Genomic DNA, 19631 nt, shown 5'->3' with positions numbered 1-19631 from the left:
CCCAGTGACGACCGGAGCCACCGTCTGGCTCACGGGTCTGCCGAGCGCCGGCAAGACCACCATCGCCCACGAACTGGCCGGCCGGCTGCGCGCCGAGGGCCACGGCGTCGAGGTGCTCGACGGCGACGAGATCCGCGAGTTCATCTCGGCGGGCCTCGGCTTCAGCCGCGAGGACCGGCACACCAACGTGCAGCGCATCGGCTTCGTCGCCGAACTGCTCGCCCGCAACGGCGTCCTGGCCCTCGTCCCGGTCATCGCCCCGTACGCGGACAGCCGCGACGCGGTACGCAAGCGCCACCAGGAGAACGGCACCGCCTACCTGGAGGTGCACGTCGCGACCCCGGTCGAGGTGTGCAGCGAGCGGGACGTGAAGGGGCTGTACGCCCAGCAGGCGGCGGGTGAGCTGACCGGGCTGACCGGGGTCGACGACCCGTACGAGGAGCCCGTGGCTCCCGATCTGCGCATCGAGTCGCAGCACCAGACCGTCCAGGAGTCCGCCGCGGCGGTGCACGCCCTGCTCAGCGAAAGGGGACTGGCATGACGACGACCGTCGCGACCGCCGAGGAGGGCACGGACAGCCCGTACGCCCTCTCGCATCTGGACGCGCTGGAGTCCGAGGCGGTGCACATCTTCCGCGAGGTCGCGGGCGAGTTCGAACGGCCGGTGATCCTCTTCTCCGGCGGCAAGGACTCCATCGTCATGCTCCACCTGGCGCTGAAAGCCTTCGCCCCGGCTCCGGTTCCCTTCTCGCTGCTCCACGTCGACACCGGGCACAACTTCCCCGAGGTCCTCGCCTACCGCGACCGGACCGTCGAACAGCACGGACTGCGACTGCACATCGCCTCCGTCCAGGACTACATCGACCGCGGAGTACTGAAGGAACGCCCGGACGGCACCCGCAACCCGCTCCAGACCGTCCCGCTCACCGAGAAGATCCAGCACGAGAAGTTCGACGCCGTCTTCGGCGGCGGACGCCGCGACGAGGAGAAGGCGCGGGCGAAGGAACGGGTGTTCTCCCTGCGCGACGAGTTCTCCCAGTGGGACCCCCGCCGCCAGCGCCCCGAACTCTGGAACCTCTACAACGGCCGCCACGCCCCCGGCGAACACGTCCGCGTCTTCCCGCTCTCCAACTGGACCGAGCTGGACGTATGGCAGTACATCGCCCGCGAGGACATCGAACTCCCCCAGATCTACTACGCCCACGAACGCGAGGTCTTCGCCCGGGCCGGCATGTGGCTGACCGCCGGCGACTGGGGCGGCCCCAAGGACGGCGAGAGGGTCGAGAAACGGCAGGTCCGCTACCGCACCGTCGGCGACATGTCCTGCACCGGCGCCGTCGACTCCGACGCCGACACCATCGAGAAGGTCATCGCCGAGATCGCCGCCTCCCGGCTCACCGAACGCGGCGCCACCCGCGCCGACGACAAACTCTCCGAAGCCGCGATGGAAGACCGCAAGCGCGAGGGGTACTTCTAGACATGAGCACCACCACCGAGATCCTCTCGGAGACCACCCTGCTGCGGTTCGCCACCGCCGGGTCGGTCGACGACGGCAAGTCCACCCTCGTCGGACGGCTGCTGCACGACTCCAAGTCGATCCTCACCGACCAGCTGGAGGCCGTCGAGCGCGCCTCCGCGTCACGCGGACAGGAGACCCCGGACCTGGCACTGCTGACCGACGGCCTGCGGGCCGAACGGGAGCAGGGCATCACCATCGATGTCGCCTACCGGTACTTCGCCACGCCCCGCCGGCGGTTCATCCTCGCCGACACCCCCGGACACGTGCAGTACACCCGCAACATGGTCACCGGCGCCTCCACCGCCGAACTGACGGTCATCCTCGTCGACGCCCGCAACGGCGTCGTCGAACAGACCCGCCGGCACGCCGCCATCGCCGCCCTGCTGCGCGTCCCGCACGCCGTCCTCGCCGTCAACAAGATGGACCTGGTCGGCTACGAGGAGTCCGTGTTCGCCGCCATCGCCGAGGAGTTCACGGCGTACGCGACCGAGCTGGGCGTCCCCGAGGTCACCGCGATCCCGATCTCGGCGCTGGTCGGGGACAACGTGGTGGAGCCGTCCGCGCACATGGACTGGTACGGCGGCCCGACAGTGCTGGAGCACCTGGAGACCGTGCCGGTCAGCCACGACCTGGCGCACTGCCACGCCCGGCTGCCCGTGCAGTACGTGATCCGGCCGCAGACCGCCGAGCACCCCGACTACCGGGGGTACGCCGGTCAGATCGCCGCCGGTTCCTTCCGCGTCGGCGACCCGGTCACCGTGCTGCCGTCGGGGCGGACGACCAGGGTCAGCGGGATCGACCTGCTCGGCGAGCCGGTCGACGTGGCGTGGACGCCGCAGTCGGTGACGCTGCTGCTGGAGGACGACATCGACGTCTCGCGCGGCGACCTGATCGTGCCCACCCAGGACGCGCCGGCCACCACGCAGGACGTCGAGGCGACCGTCTGCCACGTCGCCGACCAGCCGCTGACCGTCGGCCACCGGGTGCTGCTCAAGCACGGCACGCGCACGGTGAAGGCGATCGTCAAGGACATCCCGGCCCGGCTCACCCTCGACGACCTGTCCCTGCACCCGCACCCGGGGCAGCTCGTCGCCAACGACATCGGCCGGGTGAAGATCCGCACCGCCGAGCCGCTGCCCGCCGACTCCTACGCCGACTCCCGGCGCACGGGCTCGTTCATCCTGATCGACCCGGCCGACGGCACCACGCTCACCGCGGGCATGGTCGGCGAGTCCTTCGCGTCCCCGGAGCCGGTCACGGCCGAGGCGGACGACGACGGGTGGGACTTCTGAGCATGGCCTCCGCCGCGCGTCGCGCTCTGACGGTCGTCGCCGTCCTGCCCCTGCTCGCCCTGGCCGCCTGCGGCTACGGGTCGCAGGCCACGGTGGACGACACCGTCAAGGTGGTCGCGGGGGCGCCGAAGACCGACGGTCTGGACGCGGTCCGGATCGGCTACTTCGGCAACCTCACCCACGCCACCGCCCTGGTCGGCAACCGCGAGGGCTTCTTCCAGAAGGCGCTGGGCGGCACGGAGGCCAAGTACGCGGTCTTCAACGCGGGTCCCTCCGAGATCGAGGCGCTGAACGCGGGGTCGGTCGACATCGGCTGGATCGGGCCGTCCCCGGCGGTCAACGGCTATGTCAGGTCGGGCGGGAAGAACCTGCGGATCGTCGGCGGTTCGGCCTCCGGCGGGGTGAAGCTGGTGGTGGACCCCGAGAAGATCACGTCGGTCGCGGACGTCGAGGGCAAGCGGATCGCCACCCCGCAGCTCGGCAACACCCAGGACGTGGCCTTCCTCGACTGGGCCGCCGAGCAGGGCTGGAAGGTCGACGCGCAGAGCGGCCGGGGTGACGTCACCGTCGTACGCAGCGACAACAAGGTCACTCCGGACGCCTTCCGGACCGGTTCGGTGGACGGCGCCTGGGTGCCGGAGCCGACCGCGTCCCGGCTGGTCGCCGAGGGCGGCAAGGTGCTGGTCGACGAGGCCGACCTGTGGCCGGACAAGAAGTTCGTGATCACCAACATCGTGGTGTCGCAGGAGTTCCTGAAGGAGCATCCGAAGGCCGTCGAGACGGTGCTGAGGGCTTCGGTGGAGACCAACCGCTGGATCGAGGCCCACCCCGAGGCGGCGAAGGCCGCGGCCAACGAGCAGTTGGCGGCCGACTCCGGCAAGGCGCTGCCCGCCGGCGTCCTCGACCCGGCCTGGGAGTCGCTGGAGGTGACCGACGACCCGCTGGCCGCCACCCTCGCCGTCCAGGCCCGGCACGCCGTGCGGGCGGGGCTGCTGGAGGACACCGACCTCAAGGGCATCTACGACCTCACGCTGCTCGACAAGGTCCTGGCGGCCGAGGGCGAGCCCGCGGTGGACGACGCCGGGCTCGGCGTCGAGTAGATCCGTTCCCGCCCCTTCCCCTACCCGTCCCAGGAGGTGACGACCATGGCCACGACCCTCGCCAAGGCCGCCGACGGCACCGGAGCGGCCACCCACGCCGCCCGGATCACGCACGTCTCGAAGTCCTTCGCGGGCCCGGCCGGGCAGCAGCTCGTCCTGGACGACGTCAGTCTCGACGTCGCGCCCGGCGAGTTCGTCACCCTCCTCGGCGCCTCGGGCTGCGGCAAGTCCACGCTGCTGAACCTGGTGGCGGGCCTGGACCGGCCCAGCGCCGGGACGATCGACACGGACGGGCGCCCGGCGCTGATGTTCCAGGAGCACGCCCTGTTCCCGTGGCTGACCGCGGGCAAGAACATCGAACTCGCCCTGAAGCTGCGCGGCGTACCGAAGTCCGAGCGCCGGGACAGGGCGGAGGAACTGCTCACGCTGGTCCGGCTCGGCGGCGCGTACGGCAAGCGGGTGCACGAGCTGTCCGGCGGGATGCGCCAGCGGGTCGCCATGGCCCGCGCGCTCGCGCAGGAGAGCCGGCTGCTGCTGATGGACGAGCCGTTCGCGGCGCTGGACGCGATCACCCGTGACGTCCTGCACGACGAACTGACCCGGATCTGGCGCGAGACGAAGCTGTCCGTCCTGTTCGTCACGCACAACGTGCGCGAGGCCGTCCGCCTCGCCGAGCGGGTCGTGCTGCTGTCCTCCCGCCCCGGCCGGGTCGCCCGGGAGTGGACGGTGGACCTCCCGCACCCGCGCCGCATCGAGGACGCGGCGGTGGCGGAACTGTCCGTCGAGATCACCGAAGAACTGCGGGGAGAGATCCGTCGTCATGGCCGGCACTGACACGACACCGGGCTCCGGCACAGCACCGGGGAAGCAGGACACGGGCGATCTCGCCGGTCTGGAGGCGGGCCTCGACGCGCTGGAGACCCGGCAGCCGGGGCGTACCGCTTCCTTCCGGCAGACGCTCACCCAGAAGGTGCTGCCGCCGGTCGTCGCCGTACTGCTGGTGCTGGCCGGGTGGCAGGCGCTGATCTCCTTCGGCGTCGTCGACGACCCGACCAAGCTGCCCGCGCCCGCCGACGTGTGGCACGTGGTGCACCGGGCCTGGCTCGAAGGCACGCTGCTCGGCTACATCTGGACCAGCGTCTCGCGCGGTCTGTCCGGCTTCCTGCTGGCGCTGCTGATCGGCACGCCGCTGGGACTGCTGGTGGCGCGGGTGCGGTGGGTGCGGGCGGCGATCGGCCCGATCCTGTCCGGCCTCCAGTCGCTGCCGTCGGTGGCCTGGGTGCCGCCGGCCGTGATCTGGCTGGGCCTGAACAACTCGATGATGTACGCGGTGATCCTGCTCGGCGCGGTCCCGTCCATCGCCAACGGACTGGTCTCCGGCGTCGACCAGGTCCCCCCGGTCTTCCTGCGGGCCGGCCGCACGCTGGGCGCGACCGGGCTGAAGGGCACCTGGCACATCACGCTGCCGGCCGCGCTGCCCGGCTATGTGGCCGGTCTGAAGCAGGGGTGGGCGTTCTCGTGGCGGTCGCTGATGGCCGCCGAGATCATCGCGTCCTTCCCCGACCTGGGCGTCGGGCTCGGGCAGTTGCTGGAGAACGGCCGCAACGCCAGCGACATGGCCATGGTGTTCGAGGCGATCGGGCTGATCCTGGTCGTCGGCATCGCCGTCGACCTGCTGGTCTTCAGCCCGCTGGAGCGGTGGGTGCTGCGCGGCCGCGGCCTGCTGGTGAGGAGCTGACCGCGTCATGTCCCGACCCGTCCTGCTCGTCATCGCCCACGGCAGCCGCGATCCGCGGCACGCCGCGACCGTGCACGCCCTGGTCCGCCGGGTCCGTTCGCTGCGCCCGGACGTCCGGGTGGAGACCGGGTTCCTGGACTTCAACGTGCCCTCGGTGCCGGGGGTGCTGGAGTCCCTGGCGACGGAGGGCGTCCGGGACGTGGTGGCCCTTCCGCTGCTGCTGACCCGCGCCTTCCACGCCAAGGCGGACATCCCGGCGGTCCTCGCGGACGCGCCGCCCCGGCTGCGGATCCGGCAGGCCGAGGTGCTGGGGCCGTCCCCGCTGCTGCTGGCCGCGCTGGAGCGGCGGCTGTACGAGGCGGGCCTGACGCCCGCCGACAAGTCCTCGACCGGGGTCGTGCTGGCCTCGGCGGGGTCCACCGACCCGGAGGCGATCGCGGTGATCGCAGAAATCGCGCGGGAGTGGCGGCACACCGGTTGGTGCGCCGTGCGGCCCGCGTTCGCCTCCGCGTCCCTGCCGCGCACCGAACAGGCGGTGCGCGAACTGCGGGACCTCGGCTGCGCGCGGGTCGCCGTCGCCCCGTACGTCCTGGCCCCCGGCCGCCTGCCGGACCGGATCGCGCGCGGCGCGGCCGGGACCGACGTGCTGGCGGACGTGCTCGGTCCGGCGCCCGAGGTGGCCCGGCTGCTGGTGGAGCGGTACGAGGCGGCGCGGGTGGCCGCGGGGGCGTCCGTGCGGGTGGCCGTGGGGGCGTGAACGGCGGCCCTCGCCGCCGCCCTCGCGCCCGGCCGTCACGACGGCCAGACCCGGTCGAACCGCTGGTCAGGACGGCCAGACCCGGTCGAACCGCTGGTCAGGACGGCCAGACCCGGTCGAACCGCTGGTCAGGACGGCTGGACCCGGTCGAACCGCTGGTCAGGACGGCTGGACCTGGTCGAAGAGGGCGAGGGCTTCGGCGGGGTCCGGGCTCACCAGGCGTTCCAGGCCCGCCGCGGTGATCTCCGCCCACCGGCCGGCCCGTGCCCACATCCGTTCCTCGAAGGCGCGGACGGTCCCGTCCGGATCGTCCGGGCCGGCGGCGAGGGACTCGGCCAGTTCGGCGCCGTCCAGCATCGCGAGGTTGGCGCCCGCTCCCAGCGGGGGCATCAGATGGGCGGCGTCGCCCAGGAGTGTCACCCCGGGGACATGGGTCCAGGTGTGGGCGACGGGCAGGGCGTGCAGGGGGCGGCGGGCGAAGGCGGTGCCGTGGCGGAGGAGGTCGAGGACGGGAGCGGCCCAGCCGTCGAACAGGGCCAGCAGGCCCGCCCGCACGGCCTCGGCGTCGGCCGGGTCCGGGTCCCGCTCCGGGTCCGGGCGCCGGTCCAGCGGGGCGCGGTACTGGGCGTACACCTTGACGTGGCCGCCGCTGTTGCGCTGGGCGACGACGGCGCGGTTCACGCCGTACACGGCCACGGAACCGTCGCCGATCAGCCGGGCGAGAGCCGGGTGGCGGGTGTCGACGTCGTCCAGGGAGGTCTCGACCAGGGTGACGCCGGTGTAGTGCGGCGTCACCGGTGAGACGGCCGGGCGGACCCGGGACCAGGCGCCGTCCGCGCCTACCACGAGGTCGTACGTCTCCTGTCGCCCGTCCTCGAAGTGGACTCGCACGCCGTCCGGGGCGCCCGGCACCACCCGCGTCACGCCCCGGCCCCACTGGACGTCGAGGGGGCCGAGCAGCAGGTCACGGAGTTGCCCGCGGTCGATCTCGGGATGGGCCCGCTCGTCCGGACGGGGGCGCCAGTCGCGCAGCACGGTCCCGTCCGTGTCCAGGATGCGCATGGCCTGTCCCTCGGGACGGGCCGACTCCGCGAACTCCGCCAGCAGTCCCGCCTTGTCCAGCGCGCGCTGGCCCTGCCCTTCGCGCAGGTCGAGGGTGCCGCCTTGAGGGCGGGCGTCGGGGCCGGGATCGCGTTCGAGGACGGTGACGGGGTGGCCGTGGCGGTGCAGGACACGGGCGAAGGTGAGGCCGGCGGGGCCGCCTCCGACCACGGCGATACGATGTCTCATGCCGATACACCGTATCGCTACTGTGACGCTCACGACAGAACGGCGTGACCATGACCGTCTGGGACCGGCCGGAGCCGCCGCCCCGCCCCGTGCCGCTCGACCGGGCGCGGATCGTCGCCGCCGCCGTCGCGCTGGCCGACGAGGGCGGGCTGGAGGCGGTGTCGCTGCGCAAGGTCGCCGCCCGGCTGAACGCGGGCCCGATGCGGCTGTACGGCTACATCTCCACCAAGCAGGAGCTGCTGGACCTGATGGTGGACGAGGTGTACGCCGAGATCCTCCCCGAGGAGCGGCCCGGTGACTGGCGGGAGGCGCTGCGCGTGCTCGCCCACCGCACCAGGCGGGCCGCTCTGCGTCACGTATGGCTGGCCGACCTGCTCGGCGGGCGCCCGGCCCTGGGGCCGAGCGGCCTCGCCGTGTCCGAGGCCACGCTGTCCGCGCTCGACGGCCTCGCCGACATCGACACCGTCATGCGCGCGGTGGAGACCGTCAGCGCCTACTTCACCGGGGCGATCCGGCGCGAGGCCGCCGACCTGCGGGCCGAGCGCGCCACGGGCCTGTCCAAGCGCGACTGGCAGCGCACCCGTGGCCCGCATGTGACGAGGATGCTGGCCACCGGCCGCTTCCCGGCACTGTCCAAGGCCGTGCACGACGGCACGCACGTGGACGCCGAGACCTCCTTCGCCACCGGCCTGGAGTGGGTCCTCGACGCCGTGGCCGCCAGGCTCACCCGGCCGCCGGCGTGAGGATCGGCTTCCGGCGGGCCCGGTTCCCGCCGGGAACCGAGGGGGCGGGAGCCTAGGATGCGAGCGGGCGGTGTGCGCGGGGCGCGGAGGCGGAGTGCGGGGCGTGCGGATGCGCGGGTCTCGCGTCCGGCGTGCGCGGGTTGGGGAAAAGCCTTCCCTCCCCGGTCACCGATCTGCTGGGATGGTTCTTCGGAGAACGAGCGCGGGGGGAAACAGCACAGGTGGGGGCAGGTCGGGTATTCGGACATCATCTGGGGCTGCCGGGCGCGCTGTCGGGGCTGCCGCTGAGTCCGCTGGTCCCCGGTTACGCCGAACTCGCCGCCGCCCAGCACGCGGCGGGCGCCCGGCACGCGGCGGAGATCCTCTTACCGTCCGGGGGCGGGCTGCGGGTCCTGGACGGGCTGGCCGTGCCGTCCGGTCCGCGCGGCCACCGGCGGGTGGACGGCGCGCTGCTGGACCGGGTCGCCCGTGGCGCGGGTCCGGCGGCGGAGCTGGCGCGGCTGCTGGCCGTGGTGCACCGGCGCGACCCGCTGGCGCTGCGCCGGGTCGTGCTCTACCAGTTGATCGGTCTGGTGCAGGACCGCCCGCCGGACCAGTGGCAGCAGGCCATCGCCGAGTCGGGCATCCACGCCGGCGAGGCGGCCGGGCTGCTGGCGGCGGCCCGGGTGCGGCCCGTCCTCGACCAGGACCGGCGCGCCGCCGCGGAGTCGCTCGCCGACGCCTGGGAGGAGCGCCGGCTGTACCGGGCCCGCATGCTGCTGGAGCGGCTGCCGCAGGGCGACGACCCGGCGCTGCGCGCGCTGCGGACGGAGCTGGCCGGCCGGCTCGCCGTCCTGGAGTCGGCGCTGGAGGCGGCCCGGCGGGCCGTACGGCGCGGGGACACCGAGGCGGCCACGGAGCAGTATCTGCGGGCGCTGGGCCAGGCCGCGGACGACCGGCGGGCGCTGCACGGGCTGATCCGCGTCCACCGGCCCGAACCCGGCCGCCCCGCTCCGCTGCGTACCGAACTCGGCTTCGGCCACGTCGCGTTGTCGTGGCCCGTCGAGGGCGACGCGGACGCCGGTTCCTGGCGGCTGCTGTGTCTGCTGAAGGACGAGCGGGGCGCCGCCGGGCACCGCGAGGTACCCGCCCTGGCCGGCGCCGCCCGGGACACGGGGGTCGTGCCCGGCACCACGGTCCGCTACGCCGCCCTGCCGCTGCGCGACGGCCAGGTGGCCGGGCCGCCGCTGGTGTCGCACCGGCTGGCGGTCACCCCGGAGGTGGGCGACCCGGCCGTGACCGACGGGCCGGGCAGGGTGACCTGCGCGTGGACGTGCCCGCCCGGCGCCACCAGTGTGACGGTGGAGCACACGGGGCCGCAGAGCACGGCCGAGCGGCTGGACGCCCGCCCCGACGGGCTCACCGCGACGGGGCTGGCCGTCGGCGCCCACGCGTTCCGCGTCAGCTGTCACTACCGGGCCCCCGACGGCACGTCCGTCGCCTCGCCGGGCCGTCTGCTCACCCGTACCGTCCACCCCTGGCCGGAGCCGGTCGGCACGCTCACCGCCGAACCCGAGGGCGACGCGCTGCGGTTCGGCTGGACCGGGGCGTCGGGCGCCGACGTCCGGCTGGTGGAGTGGCCCGGCGACGCGCCGGCGCCCGGCACCGAACTGCGCACCGACGAGCTGCCGCCCCGCCTGGACGCACCCGGGCACGAACCGTCCGGGACGGCCCGCCCGGGCCCGGGCGGGACCGCACCCGGGCCTTCCCGGACCGTACGCCCCCGCCGGGGCGGGCACCTGCGCGTCGCCGCCGTGGCCGTGCTGGGCGACCGGGCCCTGGCCGGGCCCGTCGTCGACGTCGAGGCGCTGCGTCCGGTCACCGCCCTCGCCGCCCGCCGGCTCCCGGACGGGGAGGCCGCCGTCACCCTGGACTGGCCGGAGGGCACCGGACAGGTCACCGTCGCCTGGGAGCCCCTGCCGGGTCCGGAGACCGCCGGCGAGGGCGGCGAGCGGACGGTCACCGCGCACGCGTACCGGCGCGGCGGCCTGCGGCTGCCCGTCGGCCCGCACGCGGTGCGCCTGCGCGCCTCGGTCACCTCACAGATACCGGAGGCGGTGGTGCTGCCCGCCGAGACCGCCGAGGTCCTGCTCGCCGCGGACACCGCCATCGGCTACCAACTGGTGCGCCCGCCGGGCCGGTTCCTGCCCCGCAGCCGCCGCCGGACCCTGCTGCGGGTCACCCTGCTGGGCCCGGACCCGGCCGGGGCGGACCTGCCCGAGTTCGTGTGCGTGGTGCGCGGCGGCACCCTGCGCCCCCGGGACGCGAGCGACGGCACCACCGTGCTGCGGATCGCCGGCCGCGACCTCTCCCGGCACGGCGGCACGGTGGAGCAGGAACTGCCGGACGCGCCCTTCCCCGCCCCCTACACCCTGCGCGGCTTCCTGCTCGGCGAACACGCCACGGCCGTACGCCTCGAAGAACCCTCCCCCACGAGCCTGGTGGTGCGCTGAGCCATGACGACCGTCACCTGTCCCTACTGCTTCACCCGCGCCTCGGCGGCCCGGCTGCCCTACCGCTGCCAGATGATGCCGAGCGGCGTGCGGGGCGCGCCGTGCGGTCCGGTGCGCGACGACGTGTGGGCCGGGTTCACCGGCCCCGCCGCTCCCCCGGCGGCCCGGATGCGCGGCCCCGTCTTCAACGCCCCGCGCAGCGTGGGCCGCGTGCTCGGCACCTCGGCCGGCAGCGTGCCCTGCCCCAAGTGCGGGGTCGGCACGCCGGTCCGGGTCTGCGGGACCTGCCACAACGACCTGCCCAGCGACTACTGCGACCAGGAAAGCCGCATCATCGCGCTGGTCGGCGCGAAGGCGTCGGGCAAGAGCACGTACGTCTCCGTCCTGGTCAACGAGTTGAACCAGCGCGTCGGGCAGGCGTACCACGCCTCGCTGGCCGCGATGGGCGCGAGTACGCAGCGGCGCGACAAGGAGATGGCCGAGGACCTCTACGAGCGGCTGCGGCTGCCGGACGCCACCCGCCCGGCGGCGCTCGGCTTCAGTGACCCGCTGCTGTACCGGCTGAGCCTGCCCCGGCGCGGCCAGCCGGGCGGCGGCACCCGGCACACCACGCTGGTCTTCTTCGACGCGGCGGGCGAGGACCTCGCGGACGCGGAGGCGATGGACCGCTACACCCGCTACCTCAGCGCCGCCGACGGCATCATCCTGCTGGTCGACCCGCTGCAACTGGGTTCCGTTCGGGACCGGTTGCCGGTGCACGACGGCCCGCCGCTGCCCGCGGTGGAGGCCCCGCCGGAGCAGATCGCCGCCGATCTGGCGACCCAGTTGCGCGCGCACGGCCGGCGCGGGGCCCGGGGCCGGGTCAGCACGCCGATCGCGGTGGCCGTCACCAAGACGGACATGCTCGGGGCGCTGCTCGACCCGCACTCGCCGCTGCTGGCCAACGCCCCGCACCAAGGCGGCGTGTACGACGACGTGGACCGGCTCGCCGTGCACGAGGAGATGCGGTCGCTGCTGGCCGACTGGGACTCGGGGACGCTGCTGCGGCGGCTGGAGCTGGACTTCGCCGAGGTGTCCCTGTTCGGCCTGTCGGCGCTGGGCGCCCCGCCCCCGGCCGACGCCCCGGCGGACGCCCCGAAGTCGGGGCCGCGGCCGGTACGGGTGGAGGATCCGCTGCTGTGGCTGCTGAGCCGCCGCGGGCTGCTGCGGGTGCGCGGCGCCGGGAAGGGACGGACCAAGTGAGCCTCGCCCAGCTGCACTACACGTCCGCGCCGCCCGGCCCCGACGGTTCGGGGTTCCGGTTCACCGCGGTCAGTCCGGGCGTACCGCAGGGGCTGCTGCGGGAGGCCGAGCAGCTCATCGGGTACGAGCCGCCGCGCGACCTGCCGGCCCGGCCGGACGCCGCGCAGCTGCGGGCCTTCCCGAAGGCGCTGGGCTTCCACGAACTCTCCGACGGGGGACGGCTGCTGAGCCGTACCGTCTACACCGGCGCGGACTACAGCGGGCGCTGGGGCAACTTCCACGCGCACGCCCTGTACCTGCCGCCGGGGGCGCGGCTGCCGGACGGGGCGCTGCCCATCACGGCGTGGGAGTCGCCGCGCTGGGCCGACGCCACGCCCGCCGACCGGCGGCCCACGCCGGTGGACCGGCTGGAGCCGTCGGGGCTGCTGCGCCGGGACGCCCTGGTCGCCTTCGCCGCGTCCCGCGCGGACCGGCTCGCCGCGTTCTTCGCCGACCTGCGGGTGCTGGCGGAGGACCCCGACGCCTGCCAGGTGGTGCTGGTGGAGCACGACAGCGCGGCCGTGGCCCAGTGGATCGCGCTGGCCTGCGCGGTGCTGCCCCGGGAGGTGGCGCACCGGCTGACCTTCACGACGTACACCCGCCGGCCGCTCCAGGCCCGCCAGCAGATCGTCGGCGCGCTGCCGTCGTCCGAGCCGTGCGCGCCGGGGCACCGGCTGCGGGTACACGACTGCACCGGGCGGTCCGCCGGCGGTTCGGCCGGTACGGTCCCGGACGCGTGGGCCGACACCTGCGCGCGGGTGTGGTGCGCGGCGCGTCCGGAGCTGTTCCGGGACGCCTCGCTGGACCTCGGGTGCCTCGCCGCGTCGGCGCTGGCCGCCGGGGTCGCGCTGCGCGCCGACGCCCGGGCCGCCGCCGCCCGCTGGGCCGGGGAGCGGGTCGGGTCGCTGCCCGAGGCCACGCTGACGGCGCTGATCGGCGTGCTGAGCACGTCCGGCGGCGACGAAGGGGGTACGTCCGGTACGTCCCCGCAGGACGCCGGTGCCGAACGGGCCGCGCTGGCCGCGCTCCTGGACCGGGTCGAGGGGCGGCTGCCGACCGCCGTGACGGCGCCGCTGGCCGGGCGGGTGCTGACCTCGGCGGTGCTCGGCGGCGGGCCGGTGCCCGCGCTGCGCGCCGGGTCGCTGACGCCGGTGGTCCGGGACGAGCTGGCCCGGACGCTGGCCGCGCCGCTGCGGTCCGGCATCGCGGACGCCCGCGAGCCCGCCGTCGGCCGGCCCCTGCTCCTGCTGGGCACCGCCGACCTGCTCGACGTCGACTGCCAGGACCTGCTGCCGGAACTGGCGGGACGGCTGTCGCGGGCACTGGTGGCGGGACCGGAGGGCGGCGGGGAGGGCCGCGCGGGTGACGACGGGGAGGGCACCGCGGGGAGCGGCGCGTACGGCACCGTCGGGACCGGCACGTACGGCACCGCCGGGACCGGCTCGGAAGGTGCCCGGCGTGACGCCCCGCGCGGCACGGCGTACGGCACCGCAGGGACCGGCGCGTACGGCACCGCGGGGAGCGGCACGTACGGCACCGCGGGGAGCGGCACGTACGGCACCACCGGGACCGGCACGTACGGGAGCACGGCCCCCGAGCCCGACGGCTGCCCACCCGCCCTGCTCGACGCCGTCGAGGGGCATCCCGCCCTGCGCATCGCCCTGTTCGGCGCCCTGGACGCGCTGGCCGCCGCCGATCCGGTGGCCGTCGCCCGGCGGCTCGCCGGATCGCGGCTGCCCGTCGGGCTGCAACCCGGCTTCCCGCACCTGCGGATGTGCGTGCTGCCGCCCGAGGCGCGGGAGCCGGGCGACCGGCTCACCCGGTTCCACGGGGTGCTGCGCGCCGCCGCGGTCTCGCCGCACGCCGACCCGGCCGTCCTCGCGACCGCCCTGCACCTGGTGTGGCCGGGCGAGCTGCCGGCCAGCCAGGAGGCCAGCCTGCTGCTGAACCAGCTGGGCTCGGACATCCACCGCGCGGCCGGCACCCGCGACGTCCTGGTCGACGCCGCCCTCGCCGCGCCCCCGGACGACCTGGACGCCCCCGTCCTCGCCGCCGACCTGCTGCGCTGTTTCCCGACCGAGCTGCGCCCGGGACAGCGGGCGGCGCTGCTCCTCCTGGAGTTCACCGGGCTGCTGGGCACCGAGGGTGAGGGCGAGGAGTGGGTCGGCCGGGCGCTCGGGCTGCGCGACGGCGCCGCCGAGCCGGTGCCGGACACCGTGACGGAGCGGGTCTTCGCCGCGCTGGCCCGACGGCTGGTGGACGGCCCGGCGCCGGACAGCGAGCTGTACGGACTGGCCCGGTCGGGCGAGCCCCGGCTGCTGGCGGCGTACGAACGGGCGGGGCGCTCGGAGCGGGTACGGGACCGGCTGCGGACGTCACCGGCGTACGCCGCCGCCTGCTTCTGCGCCTGGAGCGCCTGCCCCGGCACCCATCCGGCCTGGGACGAGACCCGCACCGCCCTGCTGACCAAGGTGCTGCGCCCGGTGGTGCGGGCGCTGCCCGCGGCCGACCTGGCCGGGATCGAGGACACCCTCGGCCGGGCGGGCGGCGGCAGGCTCGACGCGTTCCGCTCCTGGAACCGGCCGGGCACCCTCGGCCGCCTGGCGGGCCGCTTCTCCGGCCGCAACCGCCGTATCGAACGCCCGCCCGTGCGGCACGGCGACATCGAGCCGCCGGCCGAGGAGGGCCGCCCGTGACGCCCCCGACGCCCGTGACGTCCCCGACGTCCCCGACGCGCGGCGACGGAGGAATCCCATGACCTCCGGCCTCGTCCCGCTCCCGCTCCTCCTCCTCGGCGGCTGGACCGCGCTGATCGCCGTGGGCGTGTGCGCCGGCCGGGCGGTGTGGGAGCTGGCGGCGGCCGGGCTGGGTGCCGTCTGGCGGCGGCTCGGGCCGTGGCGGACGGGGGACGGCGACGGACGGCTGGGCACGGCGAAGCAGCCCGAGCCCGCGCACCTGGCCTACTGGTGGCGGCAGATGTGGGTGGACGCGTCGACCGCCGCCCGGCACGGCACGCGGACGGTCTGGCGCGGCCTCGTCGACGGGTGGCTGCGACGGACCGCCCGCAACCTGTTCACGGGGCGGCGGCCGGACGGGCGCCGGGTGGACATCCCGGCCAACCGGTTTCTGCTGACGGTGTTCGTCGCGCCCGGCACCGCCGCCGGCGCGGCCCTCGGCGCCGCACTCGCCTGCGCCGCCCTGACCGCCGTACTCACCGTGTTCGCCCTGCTGCTCGGGCTGGTCTGGCTGGGCTGGGCGGCGTCCGTACCGGCGCTGCGCGGCCTGGAGCGGGGCCGGCGGCTGCTGCGCGGCATCCGCGTCAAGTGCCCGCACCCCGGCTGCTACCGCCCCGTGCCGCTGGCCCTGCACCCCTGCCCGAACTGCCGTGCCGAACACCGCGCGCTGCGGCCCGGCCGGTACGGCGCCCTGTGGCACGTCTGCGACTGCGGGCACCGGCTGCCCGCCACCCGGCTCTCGGGCGGCGGCGGGCTCACGGCCCGCTGCCCGTACTGCGAGCGGTGGCTGCCCGAGGCCGCCACCACCACCCGCGTCGTGCACGCGCCGCTGATCGGCGGCACCTCGTCCGGCAAGACGATGCTGATGACGGCCATGACGGAGGGGCTCCAGGCATGGGCGCGACGCGGCGGGCTGTCGGTGGAGTACGCCTCGGAGGACGACCGGCGCACCGCCACCGGTCTGGCCCAGGAGGTACGGCGCACCGGCTGGGCGCACGCCACGACCGGCGGACAGCCGCGCGCCCTGATGCTGCTGGTCCGCCGGGGCCGGCGGCGTCGGCTGCTGTACCTGTACGACCCGATGGGCGAGTCGGTGAGCGAGGCCGAACGGGTGCGCGGGCAGGGGTACTTGGCGCACGCGGACGGGGTGGTGCTGGTCGCCGACGTGCTGGCCGATCCCAAGGTGCGCGGCCTGCTCTCGCCCGAGGACGCCCGGCTGGTGAAGGACGCGCGTCCCTCGGCGCAGGGGCCCTGGGAGACGTACCAGCGGCTGGCCGGGGAGCTGGCGGCGCTGACCGGGCGGCGGTCCCGGCTGCCGGTGGCCGCGGTGGTCACCAAGCGGGACGTTCTCGACGGGCTCGCCTCGCTGCCGGTGCCCGGCGCGCGGATCGACGAGTGGCTCACCGAGATCGGGCTCGGCCCCCTGGTGCGCGCCCTCGGGCACGACTTCCGGTCGGCGCGCTACTGGACGGTGAGCGCCCATGCCGCCACCTGCGCGGGCCCGTTGGAGAGCGAGCAGTTGAGGGCGGCCGAACCGGTGCTGTGGCTGCTCGCCGCCTCGGGGCTGCGTACCCGAGGCGCGACGGAGAGGACGTACACGACGGCATGACCCGGGTGACCCCCTCCATCGGACGCGGACGGCGGCTGGTGGCGGCGCTGTTCATCGCCTCCCTGGCGCTGACCCCCGCAGCGGTGGCCGCGCTGGTGTGGTGGCTGCTGTGACGGACCCGCGCACCCCTCCCCTCCACGCGACTACCGTGACTACCGGAAAGGCGACAACCACGTGAGCGACATCCCCGGCGGGCCCATGGCGAACCGGCCGGTCCACTTCATCTGGCTGCTGGACTGCTCGTACTCCATGCAGGGCGACAAGATCGCCAAGCTGAACTACGCGATCCGGGAGGCCCTCCCGGAGATGCGGGCGGTGGCGGCCGACAACCCGGCGGCACAATTGCTGTTGCGCACCATCACCTTCTCCACCACGGCCCAGTGGCTGCACCAGGCGCCGGTCCCGGTCGACGACTTCACCTGGCAGGACGTCGAGGTGGACGGCATGACCAACCTGGGCGAGGCGCTGACCCTGGCCGCCCGCGAGCTCCAGACCCCGCCGATGCCGCAGCGCGCGCTGAAGCCGGTCCTGGCACTGGTGTCGGACGGGGTGCCCACCGACGACTGGCGGGCGGGCCTCGCGGCGGTCGACGCGACGCCCTGGGGCCGCAAGGCGGTTCGGATCGCCATCGCGATCGGCCACGACGCGGACAAGGGCGTACTCCAGGAGTTCATCGGCAACCCGGAGTTCAAGCCGCTGGAGGCGCACAACGGCAAGCAGCTGGCCGCCGCCATCCGGTGGGCGTCGACCGCCGCGGTGAAGGCCGCCTCGCAGCCGATGGCGGGCCAGGAGGACCCGACGGTCAAGCAGCCGTTCGCCCCGCCGGTCCTCGACGACGACGATGACGACGACGTGTGGTGACGCTACGGGTACGGCCCTGGGAGACGCTCGGCGAGAGCGTGCGGGGCGTCGGCAAGCGGTGCAACCAGGACTGGTACGCCTGCCAGGGGGCGGGCAGCGCGGACGACCCGCTGGTGCTGGCGGTGGCGGACGGGCACGGCTCTCCCGCGTACGCCCGCAGCGAGCTGGGCGCGCGGTTCGCCGTGGACCGTTTCGCGGTGCTGGCCGCCGAGTTCGGCCGCGCGGCCCGCGACCCGCACGGGCCGGGGCGGCCGGCCCGGCTGATGACGTACGCCCGCGACGACTTCCCGCGCGCCCTGGTACGGCAGTGGCGCGCGGCGGCGCTCGGGCACTGGGACCGGCACCGGCCGGTCGCCGACGACGGGGCGCCGGAGCCGGGGGACGACGAGAAGCTGCGGCTGTACGGCACCACGCTGATCGGCGCGGTGCTCACGCCCTGGCTGCTGGTGGCCTGGCAGATCGGGGACGGTGACCTCGCGGTGGTGGCGCACGACGGCACGCTGGAGCGGCCGTTGGCGCCGGCCGAGGAGGCCCTCGGGGACGAGACGGACTCGCTGTGCGGGCCGCGGGCCTGGCGTCAGGTGCGCACGCACTGGGCGCCGGTGTTCGAACAGGCCCGGCTGCCGAGGCTGGTGGTGCTGTCGACGGACGGGCTGTCCAAGAGCTTCGCGTCGGCCGACGGGTACCCGGCGTTCGTCGAGGACCTCCAGGGCCGGCTGACCGCGGACGGCAGCGCGGGGGTGCGGCACCTGCTCCCCCAGTGGCTGGAGCACGCCGCCCGCCACTCGGGGGACGACACGACCCTCACCGCGGCGCTGCGGCCCCCGGAGCCGGGGGCCGGGGCGGAACTGGAACGGAAGACGGAGAGCTGAGAGATGAGCGGCATGCTGGACGGCGGCACGCGGCTGGCCACCGAGAACGGGGACGAGGTCGAGATCCTCGCCCTGCTGGGGGCCGGCGGGCAGGGAGAGGTGTACCGGGTCGCGACCTGGACCGGGGAGAAGGCCCTGAAGTGGTACTACCCGACCTCGGCGACGCCCCAGCAGGAGGCGATCGTCCGGGAACTGGTGCACCGCGACTTCCACGACGACCGCTTCCTGTGGCCCGAGGCCCACGTCGGTCCGTACCGCGGCTCCTTCGGCTATCTGATGGACCTGCGCCCCGAACGGTTCAAGGGGCTGCCCGAGCTGTTCCGCCGCCGGCTGCGCACCAACACCCGGGCCCTGCTGCGGGCCTGTCTGTACACGGTGGAGGCCTACCAGGCGCTGCACATGCGGGGCGTCGCCTACCGGGACATCTCCTGGGGCAACATCTTCTTCGACCCGGCCACCGGTGAGGTGCTGGTCTGCGACAACGACAACGCGGTGGTGGAGGGCGACGTCAGCGGCATCTCCGGCACCATGAAGTTCATGGCCCCGGAGCTGGTGCGCGGCGACCCGGGCGCCCGGCCCGGCACCCAGTCCGACCTGCACTCCCTGGCCGTGCTGCTGTTCATGCTGCTGATGAACCACCACCCCTTCGAGGGCCGCCGCGAGCTGGGCATCCACTGTCTGGACGACGCGGCCGAGCGCAAGCTGTACGGCCGTGATCCGCTGTTCGTCTTCGACCCGGCCGACGACGCCAACGCCCCCGACCCGATGGAGCACACCACGGTGCTGGCCACCTGGGAGGCGACGGCGGAGCGGCTGCGGGAGCTGTTCCGCCGGGTCTTCACGACGGGCCTGCGCGATCCGGCGGCGCGGGTGCGCGAGTCCGAGTGGCGGGACGCGCTGCGGGCGGTGCTCGACACGGTGGTGGAGTGCGCGGCCTGCGGGCGGCAGAACATGACGGAGCCGGGCGAGAACCCGCCGCCCAGGAGCTGCTGGGGGTGCGGGGCCCAGGTGGTGCTGCCGCCCCGGCTGGTGGTGACCACGCCGCCGCCGCGCGCCGGGCACCACATCCGGCTGGGGCGGGCGGCCCGGGTGCAGGACCACCATCTGGCGCCGGAGCCGGAGCGGCACGACTGCTCGGACGCGGCGCTCGTCGCGGAGCTGGTGGAACACCCCTCGAAGCCGGGCCGGTTCGGCATCGCCAACCGCTCCGAGCGGACCTGGACCGGCGCCCGCTCCGACGGCACGCTCCAGCGGATCGCGCCCGGTCAGACGGTGCCGCTGCGGGCCGGTCTCGAACTGGACCTCGGGGAGGGGGCGCGGGCGGTGGTGCACCCCAGGTGACG

General features: G+C 75.0%; 16 protein-coding genes. 15 read left to right on the top strand and 1 reads right to left on the bottom strand.

Going from position 1 to position 19631, the window contains the following annotated elements:
- Positions 1-4: 4 nt before the first annotated feature.
- From cysC to ACZ3IG_RS15490, 7 genes are read left to right on the top strand one after another with little or no spacing between them, the layout of a single operon-like run.
- Positions 5-541, top strand: coding sequence for an adenylyl-sulfate kinase (gene cysC / locus ACZ3IG_RS15520; RefSeq protein WP_467432282.1), 537 nt, complete (start codon positions 5-7; stop codon positions 539-541).
- Positions 538-1476 carry a sulfate adenylyltransferase subunit CysD gene (gene cysD, locus ACZ3IG_RS15515; RefSeq protein WP_467432281.1) on the top strand — a complete coding sequence of 313 codons (939 nt, stop codon included), beginning with the start codon at positions 538-540 and terminating at the stop codon, positions 1474-1476. Before cysC ends, cysD begins: the two co-directional genes overlap by 4 nt.
- A gap of 2 nt (positions 1477-1478) precedes the next feature.
- Positions 1479-2810 (top strand): sulfate adenylyltransferase subunit 1, encoded by a 1332-nt coding sequence (locus ACZ3IG_RS15510; RefSeq protein WP_467432280.1) that lies wholly within the window; start codon positions 1479-1481, stop codon positions 2808-2810.
- A 2-nt stretch (positions 2811-2812) separates the two neighbouring features.
- A complete protein-coding gene (locus tag ACZ3IG_RS15505) occupies positions 2813-3910 on the top strand; it encodes an aliphatic sulfonate ABC transporter substrate-binding protein (protein WP_467432472.1) in 1098 nt (365 codons plus the stop codon).
- Between the two features lie 45 nt (positions 3911-3955).
- Complete coding sequence (locus ACZ3IG_RS15500; protein ID WP_467432277.1) at positions 3956-4744, top strand: ABC transporter ATP-binding protein; 789 nt, start codon at positions 3956-3958, stop codon at positions 4742-4744.
- The gene (locus tag ACZ3IG_RS15495; protein WP_467432276.1) at positions 4731-5648 is read left to right on the top strand and encodes an ABC transporter permease; all 918 of its coding nucleotides are present in this window, start codon (positions 4731-4733) and stop codon (positions 5646-5648) included. Before ACZ3IG_RS15500 ends, ACZ3IG_RS15495 begins: the two co-directional genes overlap by 14 nt.
- Before the next feature lie 7 nt (positions 5649-5655).
- Positions 5656-6405, top strand: a complete 750-nt coding sequence (locus ACZ3IG_RS15490) for a sirohydrochlorin chelatase (protein ID WP_467432274.1) — start codon at positions 5656-5658, stop codon at positions 6403-6405.
- A gap of 159 nt (positions 6406-6564) precedes the next feature.
- On the opposite strand, the gene ACZ3IG_RS15485 is transcribed toward ACZ3IG_RS15490, so the two are convergent.
- The gene (locus tag ACZ3IG_RS15485; RefSeq protein ID WP_467432273.1) at positions 6565-7695 is read right to left on the bottom strand and encodes an FAD-dependent oxidoreductase; all 1131 of its coding nucleotides are present in this window, start codon (positions 7693-7695) and stop codon (positions 6565-6567) included.
- Positions 7696-7745: 50 nt separating this feature from the next.
- Here ACZ3IG_RS15485 and ACZ3IG_RS15480 point away from each other — a divergent pair, with 50 nt between their 5' ends.
- The 8 genes from ACZ3IG_RS15480 (at position 7746) to ACZ3IG_RS15445 (ending at position 19629) form a co-directional block, all read left to right on the top strand.
- Positions 7746-8438 carry a TetR/AcrR family transcriptional regulator gene (locus ACZ3IG_RS15480; RefSeq protein ID WP_467432272.1) on the top strand — a complete coding sequence of 231 codons (693 nt, stop codon included), beginning with the start codon at positions 7746-7748 and terminating at the stop codon, positions 8436-8438.
- A 221-nt stretch (positions 8439-8659) separates the two neighbouring features.
- Positions 8660-10930, top strand: coding sequence for a tetratricopeptide repeat protein (locus ACZ3IG_RS15475; protein WP_467432270.1), 2271 nt, complete (start codon positions 8660-8662; stop codon positions 10928-10930).
- Positions 10931-10933: 3 nt separating this feature from the next.
- On the top strand, positions 10934-12172 hold the full coding sequence (locus tag ACZ3IG_RS15470) for a TRAFAC clade GTPase domain-containing protein (RefSeq protein ID WP_467432269.1): 1239 nt from the start codon (positions 10934-10936) through the stop codon (positions 12170-12172).
- A complete protein-coding gene (locus ACZ3IG_RS15465) occupies positions 12169-14907 on the top strand; it encodes a GTPase-associated protein 1-related protein (RefSeq protein ID WP_467432267.1) in 2739 nt (912 codons plus the stop codon). Before ACZ3IG_RS15470 ends, ACZ3IG_RS15465 begins: the two co-directional genes overlap by 4 nt.
- A gap of 58 nt (positions 14908-14965) precedes the next feature.
- Positions 14966-16555, top strand: coding sequence for a TRAFAC clade GTPase domain-containing protein (locus tag ACZ3IG_RS15460; RefSeq protein WP_467432265.1), 1590 nt, complete (start codon positions 14966-14968; stop codon positions 16553-16555).
- Positions 16556-16753: 198 nt separating this feature from the next.
- Complete coding sequence (locus tag ACZ3IG_RS15455; RefSeq protein WP_403543258.1) at positions 16754-17416, top strand: vWA domain-containing protein; 663 nt, start codon at positions 16754-16756, stop codon at positions 17414-17416.
- Complete coding sequence (locus ACZ3IG_RS15450) at positions 17410-18288, top strand: protein phosphatase 2C domain-containing protein (RefSeq protein WP_467432264.1); 879 nt, start codon at positions 17410-17412, stop codon at positions 18286-18288. The genes ACZ3IG_RS15455 and ACZ3IG_RS15450 overlap by 7 nt, the downstream gene beginning before the upstream one ends.
- 3 nt (positions 18289-18291) lie before the next feature.
- Positions 18292-19629, top strand: a complete 1338-nt coding sequence (locus ACZ3IG_RS15445) for a protein kinase domain-containing protein (RefSeq protein WP_467432262.1) — start codon at positions 18292-18294, stop codon at positions 19627-19629.
- The last annotated feature ends 2 nt before the right edge of the window (positions 19630-19631 follow it).

It is taken from the genome of Streptomyces sp. NPDC016677 (assembly GCF_055562815.1).
Note: the sequence above shows the minus strand (reverse complement) of the source record. Positions and strands in the feature narration are given on the sequence as shown.